The sequence below is a fragment of the Streptomyces sp. D2-8 genome, from assembly GCF_023184515.1.
In the GTDB taxonomy this organism is placed as follows: domain Bacteria; phylum Actinomycetota; class Actinomycetes; order Streptomycetales; family Streptomycetaceae; genus Streptomyces.
Genome location: NZ_JAAHBP010000028.1, coordinates 41,457 through 56,978 on the forward strand (window position 1 = coordinate 41,457; position 15,522 = coordinate 56,978).

General features: G+C 72.2%; 11 protein-coding genes and 1 pseudogene. 7 read left to right on the forward strand and 5 right to left on the reverse strand.

Translation table 11 applies throughout. The features are described from left to right. Positions 1–25: 25 nt before the first annotated feature. From G3I77_RS36270 to G3I77_RS36280, 3 genes are all read right to left on the reverse strand, one after another. Entirely contained in the window at positions 26–496 is a 471-nt protein-coding gene (locus G3I77_RS36270) for a DUF5709 domain-containing protein (RefSeq protein ID WP_248510812.1), read from the reverse strand. A gap of 223 nt (positions 497–719) precedes the next feature. Continuing rightward, on the reverse strand, positions 720–2,501 hold the full coding sequence (locus tag G3I77_RS36275; RefSeq protein ID WP_248510813.1) for an ABC transporter ATP-binding protein: 1,782 nt from the start codon (positions 2,499–2,501) through the stop codon (positions 720–722). Then, the gene (locus tag G3I77_RS36280) at positions 2,498–4,336 is read right to left on the reverse strand and encodes an ABC transporter ATP-binding protein (RefSeq protein ID WP_248510815.1); all 1,839 of its coding nucleotides are present in this window, start codon (positions 4,334–4,336) and stop codon (positions 2,498–2,500) included. The genes G3I77_RS36275 and G3I77_RS36280 overlap by 4 nt, the downstream gene beginning before the upstream one ends. Positions 4,337–4,553: 217 nt before the next feature. Here G3I77_RS36280 and G3I77_RS36285 point away from each other — a divergent pair, with 217 nt between their 5' ends. Then, positions 4,554–6,158: a peptide-N4-asparagine amidase gene (locus G3I77_RS36285; protein ID WP_248510817.1), complete on the forward strand. Its 1,605-nt coding sequence runs from the start codon at positions 4,554–4,556 to the stop codon at positions 6,156–6,158. A 175-nt stretch (positions 6,159–6,333) separates the two neighbouring features. Continuing rightward, positions 6,334–7,755 (forward strand): cation:dicarboxylate symporter family transporter, encoded by a 1,422-nt coding sequence (locus G3I77_RS36290; protein WP_248510821.1) that lies wholly within the window; start codon positions 6,334–6,336, stop codon positions 7,753–7,755. Positions 7,756–7,828: 73 nt separating this feature from the next. On the opposite strand, the gene G3I77_RS36295 is transcribed toward G3I77_RS36290, so the two are convergent. Beyond that, the gene (locus G3I77_RS36295) at positions 7,829–8,278 is read right to left on the reverse strand and encodes a MarR family winged helix-turn-helix transcriptional regulator (protein ID WP_248510823.1); all 450 of its coding nucleotides are present in this window, start codon (positions 8,276–8,278) and stop codon (positions 7,829–7,831) included. 86 nt (positions 8,279–8,364) lie between these two features. On the opposite strand from G3I77_RS36295, the gene G3I77_RS36300 reads away from it, so the two are divergent. Next, complete coding sequence (locus G3I77_RS36300; RefSeq protein ID WP_248510824.1) at positions 8,365–10,167, forward strand: ABC transporter ATP-binding protein; 1,803 nt, start codon at positions 8,365–8,367, stop codon at positions 10,165–10,167. Positions 10,168–10,210: 43 nt separating this feature from the next. Then, complete coding sequence (gene mltG / locus G3I77_RS36305) at positions 10,211–11,056, forward strand: endolytic transglycosylase MltG (protein WP_248510828.1); 846 nt, start codon at positions 10,211–10,213, stop codon at positions 11,054–11,056. Between the two features lie 24 nt (positions 11,057–11,080). On the opposite strand, the gene G3I77_RS36310 is transcribed toward mltG, so the two are convergent. Further along, positions 11,081–12,157 carry an NAD(P)-binding domain-containing protein gene (locus G3I77_RS36310; RefSeq protein ID WP_248510829.1) on the reverse strand — a complete coding sequence of 359 codons (1,077 nt, stop codon included), beginning with the start codon at positions 12,155–12,157 and terminating at the stop codon, positions 11,081–11,083. A gap of 172 nt (positions 12,158–12,329) precedes the next feature. Here G3I77_RS36310 and G3I77_RS36315 point away from each other — a divergent pair, with 172 nt between their 5' ends. The 3 genes and pseudogenes from G3I77_RS36315 to G3I77_RS36325 form a co-directional block, all read left to right on the forward strand. Continuing rightward, complete coding sequence (locus G3I77_RS36315; protein WP_248510830.1) at positions 12,330–13,532, forward strand: serine hydrolase; 1,203 nt, start codon at positions 12,330–12,332, stop codon at positions 13,530–13,532. Between the two features lie 59 nt (positions 13,533–13,591). Then, positions 13,592–14,014 (forward strand): YjbQ family protein, encoded by a 423-nt coding sequence (locus G3I77_RS36320; protein WP_234749552.1) that lies wholly within the window; start codon positions 13,592–13,594, stop codon positions 14,012–14,014. Between the two features lie 146 nt (positions 14,015–14,160). Then, positions 14,161–15,522, forward strand: a pseudogene (locus tag G3I77_RS36325) (protein phosphatase); the annotation flags it as partial.

Sequence of the window (15,522 nt, forward strand, 5' to 3'; positions counted from 1 at the left end):
CGAACGGCTCGGGCCGGTTCTGCGATCAGCCGGACAGGGTGTCCTCGTCGACGATGTGCACGGCGGCCTCCTCGGCCGACGCGGCGCCGCCGTCGATGCCCACGTCCATGGCGACCAGTGCCTCCTCGTCGTCCTCGTGGGCGCCCTCGTCGGGTGCCACGAGCCGGCCGGAGCGCGCGGCGCCGACCTCGTTGTCCAGGAGTTCCCCGTCGGTGCCCGCGCAGTCCCCGAGGCCGTCACCGTCCGGGGCGGCGGCATCCGGCAGCTCTTCGGAGAGCCGCTGGTCCAGCGTCTCGCCGCGCTGCCGCTCGGCCGCCGTCACGCCGAGGTGCTCCACGGCCCAGGGTCGCTCGGGAGGGGACCAGCCCCGGTCCAGGGGATCGTCGACGCCGTCGTTCTCCAGGGTGTCCTCGGCGTCGAGCAGCCCCGTGTCCTCCCTCTGCTCGTCTTGGTCCGGCTGGTAGACGTCGTCTCCCCAGCCGTCGGAGCTGTTCACGGGTACCTCCAGGGGGTGGGGACGGGCCCGTATCCACGCGGCCCTAGCCGGGCCGCCGCCGCACGGAGCACTGACGCCGCCCGATCCGCTGGTTCCCGGGCGTTCCCCGAGCCGGTGCCTGATTCCAGCCTTCCACCCCGGCTCGGGACCGCGCAACGCCAAGGACGCGATGGCCCCTGCGGACGAGCGCGGCTCCCCGCACCTCCCGCGGCTCGGCCTCGGCTCACCCGTGCCACGACCTCCACAGCGCCGCATACGCCCCGTCCGCCGCGACCAGCTCCTCGTGGCTGCCCAGCTCGCTGATCCGGCCGTTCTCGACGACGGCGATGACGTCGGCGTCGTGGGCGGTGTGCAGCCGGTGGGCGATGGCGACCACGGTGCGGCCGTCGAGGACCCGGGCCAGGGACCGTTCCAGGTTGCGGGCGGCGCGCGGGTCGAGCAGGGACGTCGCCTCGTCCAGGACCAGCGTGTGCGGGTCGGCCAGCACCAGGCGGGCCAGCGCGATCTGCTGGGCCTGGGCCGGGGTGAGCGCCAGACCGCCCGAGCCGACCTCGGAGTCCAGGCCGTCGTCGAGCGCACGGGCCCAGCCGTCGGCGTCGACCGCGCCGAGCGCCGCCCACAGCTCGGCGTCGACGGCGCCGGTCCGCGCGAGCCGGAGGTTGTCGCGCAGGGAGCCCACGAAGACGTGGTGCTCCTGGTTGACCAGGGCCACGTGGGAGCGGACGCGTTCGGCGGGCATCCGGGACAGCTCGGCGCTGCCCAGGGTGATCCGGCCGTCCCGGGGCGCGTAGATCCCGGCGAGCAGCCGGCCCAGCGTGGACTTGCCCGCACCCGAGGGGCCGACCAGGGCCAGCCGGGTGCCGGGGGAGACCTCCAGGGACACCTTGCGCAGGACGTCCACGCCCTCCAGGTAGCCGAAGTGCACCCGGTCGGCGTGCACATGACGTCCCTCGGGAGCCACCGACGGATCCCCGGCGTCCTGCTCGATGTCCCGGACCCCGACGAGCCGGGCCAGCGACACCTGGGCCACCTGCAGCTCGTCGTACCAGCGCAGGATCATGCCCACCGGGTCGACCAGCATCTGGGCGATCAGCGCGCCGGTCGTCAGCTGGCCGACGTCGATCCACCCGTGCAGGGCGAACACACCGCCGATCATCAGGACGGAGGCGAGCACGGTCACGTGGGTGACGTTGATGACCGGGAAGAGCACGGACCGCAGCCAGAGGGTGTACCGCTCCCAGGCCGTCCACTCCCGGATCCGGCGCTCCGACAGCGCGACGCGGCGGTCGCCGAGGCGGTGGGCCTCGACGGTGCGCCCGGCGTCCACGGTCTCGGCGAGCGCGGCGGCCACGGCGGCGTACCCGGCGGCCTCGGAACGGTAGGCCGAGGGCGCCCGCCGGAAGTACCAGCGGCAGCCGACGATCAGCAGCGGCAGGGCGAGCAGCACGGCGAGCGCCAGCGGCGGCGCCGTGATCACCAGCCCGCCCATCAGCAGGATCACCCACACCACGCCGATCGACAGCTGCGGCACCGCCTCGCGCATGGCGTTGCCCAGGCGGTCGATGTCCGTCGTGATGCGCGACAGCAGATCGCCGGTCCCGGCGCGCTCCAGCACCCCGGGCGGCAGCCCGACCGACCGGACGAGGAAGTCCTCGCGCAGGTCGGCCAGCATCCGCTCACCCAGCATGGCGCCGCGCAACCGCACCTGACGGACGAACACGGCCTGGACGGCCAGCGCGGCCACGAAGAGCCCCGCCGTGAGTTCCAGCCGCAGGTCCCGTGCCCCGTCGGACACCCGCTCCACCAGTCCGCCCAGCAGCCAGGGACCGGCCATCGAGGCGATCACGGCGGCCGTGTTGACGGCCACCAGCAGCAGGAACGCCCGCCGGTGCCGGCGCAGCAGTTCGGCCACGTAGGCGCGGACGGTCTCGGGGGCGCCGACCGGCAGGGTGTTCGCCGTCGTCGGGGCCGCCGGGTCGTACGCCGGTGGCGCGACGCCGATCATGCCTTCTCCTCGATCTCTTCCAGTTCCTGCAGTACGTCGTCGTCCTTCAGTACGTCGTCCTTCAGCACGTCCTTCAGGGCGACCGAGCCGTTCGGCGCGGCCTCGTCGTCCGTCTCGCGGGTGACCACCGCCCGGTAGCGGGGCTCGGTGCGCACCAGCTCCCGGTGCGCGCCGACCGCCACGGCCTCGCCGTCGTGCAGGAACACGACCCGGTCGGCGCGGTCCAGCAGCAGTGGCGAGGAGGTGAACACCACGGTCGTGCGCCCGTCGCGCAACTCCCGCACGCCCTGCGCGATCCGTGCCTCGGTGTGCGAGTCGACGGCCGAGGTCGGCTCGTCCAGGACGAGCGCCTCCGGGTCCGTGATCAGCGACCGGGCGAGGGCGAGCCGCTGGCGCTGACCGCCGGACAGGGACCGGCCGCGTTCGGTGATCCGCGCGTCCATGGGGTCGGCGGCGTCCAATGAGCCCTGCACCAGCGCCGCCAGCACGTCGTCGCACTGCGCGGCCGCGAGCGCCTGCCTCGGCTGGACGGTGCCCGACGCGGGTACGTCGAGCAGGTCGCGCAGCGTGCCGGACAGCAGGACCGGGTCCTTGTCCTGGACGAGGACGGCCGTACGGGCGCTGTCCAGCGGGAGTTCGTCGAGCGGCACCCCGCCCAGCAGCACCGAGGTGCCCTCCTGGGACGGGTGTCCGCCCATCCGTTCCGCCAGCAGGCCCGCCGCGTCCGGGTCGCCGCACACCACGGCCGTGAGCCGGCCGGCGGGCGCGAGCAGTCCGGTCTCCGGGTCGTACAGGTCGCCGGAGGGGACGTCGGCCGCGCGCGACCCGGCGGTGTCCGTGGGCCGCTGGAGCGACAGCACTCCCGCGGCCCGCTTCGCGGAGGGCCGGGAGAAGGAGTACGCCATGGCGATCTCCTCGAAGTGCCGCAGCGGGTAGGTGAGGACCATGACCGAGCTGTAGACGGTGACCAGTTCGCCGACGGTGATCCGGCCCTCGCGCGCCAGCCGCACGCCGTACCAGACGACGGCGATGAGCAGCAGCCCCGGCAGCAGGACCTGGATCGCGGAGATCAGCGACCACATCCGGGCGCTGCGCACGGCCGCGTGGCGTACTTCCTGGGAGGCGCTGCGGTAGCGGTCGAGGAACAGTTCCTCGCCGCCGATGCCGCGCAGCACGCGCAGGCCGGCGACGGTGTCCGAGGCGAGTTCGGTGGCGCGTCCGGCCTTCTCGCGCTGGGTGTCGGCACGCCGGGTGGCGCGGGGCAGCAGAGGCAGTACCGCGAGTGCCAACGCGGGCAGCCCCACGGCGACGACCACGCCGAGCGCCGGCTGGTAGACGAGCAGGCCGGCGCAGACCAGCACGATGGTGACCACGGCCGCGGTGAAGCGGGACAGTGCCTCGACGAACCAGCCGATCTTCTCGACGTCACCCGTCGAAACCGCCACCACTTCACCGGCCGCGACACGCCGGGTCAGTGCCGAACCCAGATGGGCGGCCTTGCGGGCGAGCAGCTGCTGGACGCGGGCGGCCGCCGTGATCCAGTTGGTGATCGCGGTGCGGTGCAGGAAGGTGTCGCCGACCGCGTTGCCGGCGCAGGCCAGCGCCAGCAGGCCGCCCGCCAGGGCGAGCCCCGTGCCCGAGCGGTCGACGACGGCCTGCACGGCGACACCGACACAGAACGGCAGCGCGGCGACGGAGGCGAAGTGCAGCAGCCCCCAGGCCAGCGACTTGAGCTGACCGCCCAGCTGATTCCGGAAGAGCCACCACAGGAATCGGGGACCCGAACGCGCGTCCGGCACGCCCGGGTCGGGGTACGGAAGGTCTTGAATCTGCATGACGTCCCAGTGGCTCGTGTCAGGGGGATGGCGGGGGGATGGCGTGGGGATGGGGCCGGCCGAAGGCAGCAAACCGTGACAGGTTCGCCTCGCCGCGTGGTCGGAGGCAACAGGTTTTCCGCCCACCGAACGGAACCGGCCGACAGGGGGGAAGAGGGCTGTCCCGGCGGGCCGGTGCGCATTGCGCAGGCGGCCCGGGCCCCGTAGAACACCGCCCATGAAGAGACGGATCGTCATGTCCATGCTTGCCGGAGCGACCCTCCTGGCGAGCACCCTCCTCGGCACCGGCCCCGCCCGGGCGGCGGACGTCCCGGCCCCGGCGGCCGGCGTCCCCGCCGAGTTCGGCACCGACTGGCACGACCCGGTCACGGCCGCCCCGCCCGTCGACAGGCCGGCTGGACAGTCCTGCGAAGTCACCGTCGCCCGGGCGCAGTTCCGTGACTTCACCCCCTACCGCGGCACGTACACCCCGCCCGACGGCTGCGGCGACCGCTGGAGCAAGGTGGTGCTGCGGCTCGACGGCAGGGTCAAGGGGCGCCAGTACGACCGGCTCGGCTACCTCCACGTCGGCGGGGTCGAGATCTTCCGGACGTCGACGCCGCAGCCCTCGCCGGACGGCATCGAGTGGTCCGTGGAGAAGGACGTCACGCGCTACAGCGACACCTTCCGCACGAGCCGCGACGTCGAGATGCTCATCGGGAACGTCGTCGACGACACCTACACGGGCGTCCTCGACGTCGAGGTCACGCTGACGTTCCACCGGGGCCGCCCCGACGGGAAGAGCCCCGACCGGGTCCTCACCCTCGACGGTGACTCGGCCCTCACCACCCCGCGCAACAGCGAGCGCATCGTCGCCGAGGTGTACGCGACCGGATCCGGCGGCGGCTGCGAGGAGTACTGGTACCTGACGGTGTCCGAGCCGGCGCCGTACTCCTGCAAGGCGGCTCAAGGTCCTTACCGGGAGGTTCAGATCAGCGTGGACGGCCGGCTCGCCGGCATCGCCGCCCCGTTCCCGACGGTGTGGACCGGAGGCTGGTCCAACCCGTTCCTCTGGTACGTGATCCCAGGGCCGCGCGCCTTCGACATCAAGCCGATCACCTACGACCTCACGCCCTTCGCCGGGATCCTCAACGACGGCCGCCCGCACCGCGTCGAGGTCTCGGTCGTCGGCGTCCCCGAGGGGCAGAGCGGCTGGAGCACGCCCGTGAACGTCCTCGTCTGGCAGGACGAGCGGCGCGAGCAGGTCACCGGGAAGCTCACCGTGCACAGGGAAGGCGACCTCATCAACTCATCGGTGTACACGCCCGGTTCGGAGCACGGCGTCGATACCGAGGGGGCCCACCGGCTGATCGTCGGGGGCTACATCGACACCTCGCACGGCCGCGTCGGGACCACCGTCAGCCGCTCCCTCGCCAACGCCTCCACCCACCGGTGGACCGACGGCGAGACGCGTGACGCTCTCGAAGCCACCTGGACCGACGACGAGTCGGTGACCGTCGGCGGCCGGACCACGCGGACCCGCCGCAGCTACACCATGGACGGCACGACCACCCTCGGCGCGGGCGACCGCCTGCGCACCGTGCTGACTCTCGGCGACCGCGCCACGGTCACCGGGACGCGCGGCGGACGACGCACCGTGTGGTCACGGCTGGACAACTCCTACACGGGCGACGCGACCTACACGGCGCACGTGCCGCGCGACCAGCGTCACGCGGTCGGCACCACGAGCGAGCGCTACCGGCTGCACGGCTCGCGCGGCTGCTACGACCGCACCCTGACCACCGTGCAGGGGGTGCTCACGGGGGACCGCAGCAGGTGCTGAGGTGACCGGTGGGGTGCGTGTGACGCGTGCCACGCATGGGGCTTTTACCTGGCTGAAACGTTGCGGTCTTGTGCGCGATCAAGACAGCCTCCAGAGTGGTCGGAATCGGAAGTGATTTTCCGCATAACAGAAGTCCCCTCCGGCTTCTGTGCGTCCCGTTCCCCTAGGAGGCTTCGTGCCGCCGTCCGTACCGTCCCTCCCGCGACGCGTCGCACGCACTCTACGCACCTCGCTGTTCGCGCAGGTTTCCTGCGCGCTCGTCCTCGGCATCGTCGTCGGAAAGCTGTGGCCGGACACGGCCACGGCTCTCCAGCCGCTCGGCGACGGTTTCACCCGCCTCATCAAGACGGTGATCTCGCCGCTCGTGTTCTGCGTGGTCGTCGTCGGCATCGCCAAGGCGGGTGATCTGAAGGCCTTCGGCCGGATCGGGGTCAAGGCCCTCATCTGGTTCGAGGTCGCCTCCACGGCCGCCCTGGTCATCGGTCTCGTCGCCGCCAACGTCGTCGGCCCCGGCAGGGGCATGAACGTCGACCCCTCCTCGCTCGATGCCGCGGCGGTGGACGAGACGACGGGCGGCGGCCATCTGCCCACGACCACCGAGTTCGTCCTGAACGCGCTGCCGCAGAGCTTCCTAGGCGCCTTCGCCGAGAACGAACTGCTCCAAGTCCTCATCCTCGCCTGCCTGGTGGGCGCCGCCCTGCTGCACCTCGGGCACACCAAGGTGCCGAAGGTCCTCCCCGCGATCGAGCAGGCCCAGGAGGTCATCTTCGCGGTCGTCGGATTCATCATGCGGCTGGCCCCGATCGCGGTGTTCGGCGCGATGGCCCACCTGGTCGGCAACTACGGCCTGGGCGTGATGAGGACGTACGCCAAGCTCATCGTGCTCTGCTATGTGGCGGCGGCGCTGTTCGTCGCGCTGCTGGCCGTCGCCCTGAAGCTCGTGACCGGCCTCAGTCTGTGGAAGTTCCTGCGCTACATCCGCGAGGAGATGCTGCTCGCGCTCGGCACCGCGTCCACCGAGTCGGTCATGCCGCGGGTGATGCAGAAGCTGCGCCGGGCCGGCGCCCGCGACGACGCCGTGGGGCTGGTGCTCCCCACCGGCTACTCCTTCAACCTCGACGGCGCCTCGCTCTACCTGTCCATCGGCACCCTGTTCATCGCCCAGGCGGTGGGCGTGGACCTGAGCCTCGGTCAGCAGGTCACCGTCGTCCTGGTGCTGATGCTGACCAGCAAGGGCATGGCGGGGATCCCCGGTTCGGCGTTCCTCGCCCTGTCCGCGACCGCCTCGTCCCTGGGGGTGATCCCTGCCGGGGCCGTCGCGCTGCTGCTCGGCGTGGACCGCATCATGGACTCGATGCGCGTCGTCACGAACCTGCTCGGCAACTGCGTCGCCGTCTTCGCGGTGTCCCGCTGGGAGGGGGCCCTGGACACCGCCCGGGCGAAGAGGGTGCTCGGCGGGGAGGACACCTCCCCGCCGGAGGACGGCGCGAAGGGCCTCGGCGGCGAGACCGGGGCCGAGGCGCCGGTGCCGGACATCCCGGCCCAGAAGGCCAAGGAACTCAAGGAGCTCAAGGAGCCCGCCCCCGAGGCCGGTTGACCGAAAGGCAGCGGGCCGTGGTCGCCGCTCGTGCAGAACGAGCGGCGCCCACGGCCCGCTTTCGCGCTGCGGTTCAGCAGGGCTGCACCGGTGTCCCGTCGATCAGTGTGTCGAGCAGCCCCCCGAGCGCCTCCCGCTGATCCCCCGTCAGCGGAGCGAGGATCTCCTCGGCGGCCGACCTGCGCGCCGCCCGCAGCTCGCGCAGCGCGCCCCGGCCGTCGTCCGTGAGCTCGATGCGGATCACCCGCCGGTTCGCCGGGTCCGGGACCCGCCGCACCTTGCCGCTCGCCTCCAGGCCGTCGACCAGCGTCGTCACGGCTCGCGGCACCACCTCAAGACGCTCGGCCAGGTCGGCCATGCGAGGTGGTGAACCCCAGTGCGCCAGCGTGCGCAGCAGCCGGGACTGGGCCGGGGTGATACCAAGGTCGCGATGCTCCAGATGGCGCTTCTGGATGCGGTGCACCCGGCGGGTGAGCCGCAGCAACTGCTCGGCGAGCAGGCCGTCGGGGTCGGGCGTGGTCATGCGGGAACAATATCAGGATGCAGTTCATTGTGAGTCTAGGTAACAATGAGCTACGATCCGATCCGCCGCATCCCTCGTAGGAGCCCATGCATCCCGACCGTGAAGCCCCCTGGACCCCGCCGGCCGACTCGAAGCAGGAGCCCCGGCAGGTCCGCCGCATCCTCGGCCTCTTCCGCCCCTACCGGGGCCGCCTCGGAATCGTCGGCCTGCTGGTCGGTGCCGCGTCACTGGTCTCGGTCGCCACGCCCTTCCTGCTGAAGGAGATCCTCGACGTCGCGATCCCCGAAGGGCGCACGGGCCTGCTCAGCCTGCTCGCCCTCGGCATGATCCTCAGCGCCGTCCTCACCAGCGTCTTCGGAGTCCTCCAGACCCTGATCTCCACGACGGTCGGCCAGCGCGTCATGCACGACCTGCGCACTGCCGTCTACGGCCGGCTCCAGCGCATGTCCCTGGCCTTCTTCACCCGCACGCGCACCGGCGAGGTGCAGTCCCGCATCGCCAACGACATCGGCGGCATGCAGGCCACCGTCACCTCCACCGCGACCTCCCTGGTCTCCAACCTCACAAGCGTGATCGCCACGATCGTCGCGATGATCGTCCTCGACTGGCGCCTGACGGTCGTCTCGCTGCTGTTGCTGCCGGTGTTCGTGTGGATCAGCCGCCGCGTCGGCAACGAACGCCGGAAGATCACCACCCAGCGCCAGAAGCAGATGGCCGCCATGGCCGCCACCGTCACCGAGTCGCTCTCCGTCAGCGGCATCCTGCTCGGCCGCACGATGGGCCGCTCCGACTCGCTGACGAAGTCCTTCTCCGACGAGTCCGAGGAACTCGTCGACCTGGAGGTGCGGTCGAACATGGCCGGCCGGTGGCGCATGGCCGTCATCACGATCGTCATGGCCGCCCTGCCCGCCGTCATCTACTGGACCGCCGGCATGGCCTTCCAGCTGGGCGGCCCCGCGGTCTCCATCGGCACGATCGTCGCCTTCGTCTCGCTCCAGCAGGGCCTGTTCCGCCCGGCCGTGAGCCTGCTGTCGACCGGTGTGCAGATCCAGACCTCACTCGCCCTGTTCCAGCGCATCTTCGAGTACCTCGACCTGCCGATCGACATCACCGAGCGCCCCGACCCGGTCCGCCTCGACCGCGTCAAGGGCGAGGTCCGCTTCGAGAACGTCTCCTTCGGCTACGACGGCAAGGGCGGCCCGGTCCTCGACGGCATCGACCTCACCGTTCCGGCCGGCGGCAGCCTCGCGATCGTCGGCCCCACCGGAGCCGGCAAGTCCACCCTCGGCTATCTCGTGCCCCGGCTCTACGACGTGACCGGCGGCCGCGTCACCCTCGACGGGGTCGACGTCCGCGACCTCGACTTCGACACCCTGGCGCGCGCGGTCGGCGTCGTCTCGCAGGAGACGTACCTCTTCCACGCCTCGGTCGCCGACAACCTGCGCTTCGCCAAGCCCGACGCCACCGACGAGGAACTCCACCAGGCGGCGAAGGCGGCGCAGATCCACGACCACATCGCGGCCCTGCCCGACGGTTACGACACCGTCGTCGGCGAGCGCGGCCACCGCTTCTCCGGCGGTGAGAAACAGCGCCTGGCCATCGCCCGCACCATCCTGCGCGACCCGCCGGTGCTCATCCTCGACGAGGCCACCAGCGCGCTGGACACCCGGACCGAGGCCGCCGTCCAGGACGCCATCGACGCTCTGTCGGCCAACCGCACCACCGTCACCATCGCCCACCGGCTGTCCACCGTGCGCGGCGCCGACCAGATCGTGGTCCTCGACTCGGGCCGCGCGGTCGAACGCGGCACACACGAGGAGCTCCTGGAGGAGGGCGGCCGGTACGCGGCGCTGGTACGCCGGGACGCCCAACTGGAACCGACAAGATGAAAATATGCCAGGTTTATGGCGATATGCGGGTTACCGTGCCCGCATGCAGAAGAACACTCCGCCACGGAGCACGATTCGACTGACGCGCCGGGGCCGCATCGCCCTCGTCGCGACCGGAGCCGTCGTGGTCGGTACCGCCGTGGCGGTGCCGCTGCTGACCCTGGGGACCGAGGAGGAAGGCCGGCCCACGACCCTGGCCGTCCCGGAGGGCTGGCGCGCGAGCCAGGTCTACGCGGCCGTCGACAAGGCCCTCGCCCTGCCCGCCGGCAGCACCCGGAAGTCCCTCGCGAAGGCCGCGCTGAAGCTGCCCAACGACGCCGAGGGCAATCCGGAGGGCTACCTCTTCCCGGCCACCTATCCGCTCCAGGAGCAGACCACGCCGGACAAGCTGCTCGCGCTCATGGTCGACACCGCGAACGAGAAGTTCAACGTCGCGCCCATCGCCGCCGGGGCGCAGCGCAACGCCATGAACGTGTATCAGGCCGTCACCATCGCCAGCATCGTCCAGGCGGAGGCGGCCACCCGGGCCGACATGGGCAAGGTGGCCCGGGTCATCTTCAACCGCCTCGAACGCGGCATGCCGCTGCAGATGGACTCCACCATCAACTACGCCCTGGGCCGTTCCACCCTCCGTACGGCGGAGAAGGACACCCGGATCGACAGCCCCTACAACTCGTACCAGCGCATGGGCCTGCCGCCCACGCCCATCGACAATCCCGGCGATGAGGCGATGCGCGCGGCCGTCAACCCGCCCCCGGGCGACTGGCTGTACTTCGTCACGGTCCGCCCGGGCGACACCCGCTTCACCGCGGACTACCAGGAACACCAGCGCAATGTCGCGGAGTTCAATGCGGAGGCGAAGAAGAGCGGGGCGAAGGCGGCCGGGTGAGAGCCGCGCGGGATCCGGCCCGTGTCACGCCGCGGCCGGCTCCCGTGCCAGCAGCCGCCTGATGTCCCGTACGGCCGCGCGGCCGGCCCGGTTGGCTCCGATCGTGCTGGCCGACGGCCCGTAGCCGATCAGATGGACGCGGGGGTCCGCAGCCGCGTGTGTGCCGTCCATGCGGATACCGCCGCCCGGGGCGCGCAGCCGCAGCGGGGCGAGATGGTCGAGGGCGGCGCGGAAGCCGGTGGCCCAGAGGATGACGTCGGCGTCGATGTGCCGGCCGTCCTCCCAGTCCACCCCCGTGGGCGTGATGCGGTCGAACATCGGCTGCCGGTCGAGCCCCCCGTCCTCGATGCCCTGTGAGATCGCGTCGTTGAGCGGCAGCCCGGTGACCGAGACGACACTGCGGGGCGGCAGTCCCTGCCGTACCCGTTCCTCGACGAGCGCGACCGCCGCGCGGCCCGCGTCCTCGTCGAAGGGACCCTCGCGGAAGACGGGCGGGCGCCGCGTGACCCAGGTGGTGGCCGCCGCGTACGAGGCGATCTCCAGCAGATGCTGGGTGCCCGACGCGCCGCCGCCCACCACCACGACCCGCCGCCCGGCGAACTCCTCGGGCCCGGGGTACTGGGCGGTGTGCAACTGCCGTCCCCGGAAGGTCTCCTGGCCCGGATAGCGCGGCCAGAAGGGCCGGTCCCAGGTGCCGGTCGCGTTGATCAGCGCCCGCGCCGACCACACGCCGACCGAGGTCTCCACGAGCAGTCGCCCACCGGAGCCCTCGCGCACGGCCCGTACGTCCACCGGGCGCCTGACCCGCAGGTCGAAGGTCCGCTCGTAACGGTCGAAGTACTCGCTGATCACCTCGGCGGACGGCCGCGAAGGGTCCGCGTCCGTGAGCTCCATGCCCGGCAGGGCGTGCATCCCGTGCACCTTGCCGTACGTCAGCGACGGCCACCGGAACTGCCAGGCGCCACCGGGGCCGGGGGAGTGGTCCAGCACGACGACGTCGCGGTCCGGCTCGAAACCGGATCGCCGCAGGTGATAGGCGCCGGCCAGACCGGCCTGACCAGCGCCTATGACGACTACCTCGACCTCGCGCGTGTTGTTCACGTTTCTACTAACCGGGGCGGGGCCGTGGATCTTCCCTCCATGGATCCTCCCGGCGGGCCCGCGTGGCTCCGAACGAGTGGACTCCGCTGCCCGCGGACCGCAAGGCGGTCTCCGCCACGGGTGCGGGTGTGATGTTCCTTGCGTCCCGCCCCCTCCGGAAGAGGCGCCCTCCATGCGACGTACTCCCTCCCGCCGTCTGTTCGCCGCGGCACTGCTCGTGGCGTCCGTGCTGGCCCCGATGGCGACGATGCCCGCCACGGCCGCCCCGGCCACCGGCACCGCCCGGCACGCCCACGACGACGCCCCGCGGCACGGTCTCGGACCCGAGCTCACCGAACGGCTCGACCGGGCCGTCGCGGAGGTCCGCGAGCAGGCCGGCATCCCCGGTGTCGTCGTCGGACTGTGGATGCCGGGCAGAGGAAGCTACGTCCGCGCGACCGGCGTGGCCGACACCGTCACCCGCATGCCGATGACCGCCGACTCCTACGTCCGGATCGGCAGCGAGACCAAGACCTTCACGGTCACCGCGCTGCTCGAACTCGTCGATGAGGGCCGGATCGCGCTGGACGACCCGATCGCGACGTACGTCCGGGGCGTGCCCAACGGCCACCGGATCACGCTGCGCCAGCTCGCCGGGATGCGCAGCGGCCTGTTCCCGTACACCGCCGACGCCGACTTCATCCACGACCTGCTGAGCGACCCGGAGCGCTACTTCAACCCCCGCGAGGTGCTCACCTACGGCTTCCGGCACCCGAACACCTTCGGGCCGGGCGAGGACTTCCAGTACTCCAACTCCAACCTCGTCCTGCTGGGCCTGGTGATCGAGAAGGTCACCGGTCGCAAGCTCGCCGACGTCATCCACGAGCGGGTGCTCCGCCCGGCCGGCCTGCGCCACACCCTGTTCCCGCAGGACGACGAGTTCCCCGAGCCACACCCGCGCGGCTACACCGACCAGACGCTCAGCGGCGAGGTCGAGGACGTCACGAACTGGAACCCCAGCTGGGCCTGGGCGGCCGGGGCGATGATCTCGGACCTGCACGACCTGCGCCGTTGGGCGAAGGTCGTGGCCACCGGCGAGCTGCTCAGTCCGGAGACCCAGGCCCAGCGCCTCCGGATGCTGCCCACCGGCTACCCCGGGACCGACTACGGCCTCGGCATCTTCGAGACCAACGGCTGGATCGGCCACAACGGCTCGATCCCGGGCTACGAGACCGTGACCGTCTATCTGCCCGCGCAGCAGGCCACGCTGGTCGTCATGATCAACACGGATGTCCAGGTCGGGGGTCAGGAGCCGTCCACGCTGCTCGCCCGGGCGATCACCGCGGTCGCGACCCCCGGCAACGTCTACGACGGCTCGGTCGTCACCAGGCCGTGACGCACGGATCCCCCGGCGTGGCCCGGGCAAGCCCCGGCGCGTGCGTCAGGATGGAGGGCATGTCAGATGTCTTCACCACCCGAGTTCTGAACGTCAGCACCGGTGCCGCCGAGAGGGTCCTCGACATCACCGGCGACTGCGAGTCCTTCCTGCGGGAGGCGGCGGCCGGCCGCGACGGGCTCCTCAACGTCTTCGTCCCGCACGCCACGGCCGGCATCGCCGTCCTGGAGACCGGCGCCGGCAGTGACGACGACCTCCTGGCCGCGCTGCACACCCTGCTGCCCGCCGACGACCGCTGGCAGCACCGGCACGGCAGTCCCGGCCACGGCCGCGACCACGTCCTGCCCGCCCTCGTCCCGCCCCACGCGACCCTGCCGGTGCTGGGCGGCCGGCTGGAGCTCGGCACCTGGCAGTCGGTGTGCCTGGTGGACACCAACAAGGACAATCCGGAACGGAAGGTGCGCCTGAGTTTCCTGGGGTGAGTGCGGCCCCGGTGCCCCGGCCCGCCGGTCGGCTGCCCCGCGTGGCCCCGGCATGCCGTGACGCCCGCCCGTAATGCCCGTATCCTCATCAATGCCAGATTCTCTTCCGAGCAGCGGATTCACCGCGGGCGCAAGTGAGGCGAAGCGTGGTTCGGTCCGGCGAGGGACCCAGGCCGGCGGGGCGTGCGACGGACGGCACGGGGCCCGCCAGTCTTCGCGAGCTGTTCCTCCAGGGCGAGCCGGTCGGGACGGGCGTGCGGACGTCCATCCTGAACTCGTGGCAGCGCTGCCGGTCCCTGGGCCTCTCCCCGGACACGTCCGACCTGCCCTACCGGGAGGACTTCGACGCGGGCGCCCGTATCGTCCGGGCGGCCGTGCCGGTGCTCGACCGGCTGCAGGCCACGTTCGCCGGCTGCCAGGTCAACATCTCGGTCGCCGACGCGAACGGTACGGTCCTGCTGCGCCGCTTCGGGGACCCGTCGATGGCCAGGAGCCTCCCGGCCATCCAGGTCGTCCCGGGGTTCGTGTTCGCCGAGCAGGTCGCCGGCACCAACGGCATCGGGCTGGCCCTGGCGGAACGGCAGCTCATCCGCGTGTACGGCGCCGAGCACTTCGCGGAGCGCTCCCAGCAGAGCGCCTGCGTCGCGCTGCCCGTCCGTGATCCGCTCAGCGGGCGCATCGAGGGCGTTCTGTGCCTCGGCTATCCGCGTGGCTTCGAGCGGCCCGCACTGGGTGTCGCGATCCGCAGGGCGGCCGAGGGCATCGAACGGCGGCTGCTCGGGCAGAGCTCCGCGCGCGAGCGGGCCCTGCTGCGGACGTACCTGGCGACCGGGGCGGCCGAGACCGCCGGTCTGCGCCGCGGTGTGGCGTTGGACGCGCTGGCGAACCAGTTCCACCCCCGTGACCAGGCGGTCCTGAGGGAGAAGGCCGCGGAGCTGATCTCCGGTGCGCAGCGGGGTGCTGCCGACGTGACCCTGCCCGACGGCCAGCGGGTGACGCTCGTGAGCCGTCCGGTGACGAGCGGCTCCGGCGTGCGGGGCATGGTCATCGAGGCCGTGCTGCCCGGTTCCCCGGTGGGGGAGCCGCTCGGCATACCGCACCAGACGGACGAACTGTCCGGCCTCACCGCCCCGGCCTCCGCCGCGCGCCAGGCGATCACCCTGCCGTCCGGGCACCTCACCACGGCCTCCGGCCCGGCCGTCACGGCCACCGGGGACGCCGGGCCAGTGGGACCCGGCGGTCCCCGTGCCACCGCAGGGCCCGGCACGACCGTGACGGCGGACGGCGAACCGACTCCCGCGGCCCCCACCGGGGCGGACGGCGGCCCGACCCCAGCCGAGCCCGTGACGTCGGACAGCGGCGGGAGCGGCGCGGCGGACAGCCGCCACAGCATCGCCGAGTCCGCTGCGGCGGAGGGCGACCGGACCTCCGCCGAGCCTGACGCGGCGGACGGCGACCGGTCCGCCGCGAAGTCCGTCACCGCGGACAGCCGCCACAGCATCGCCGAG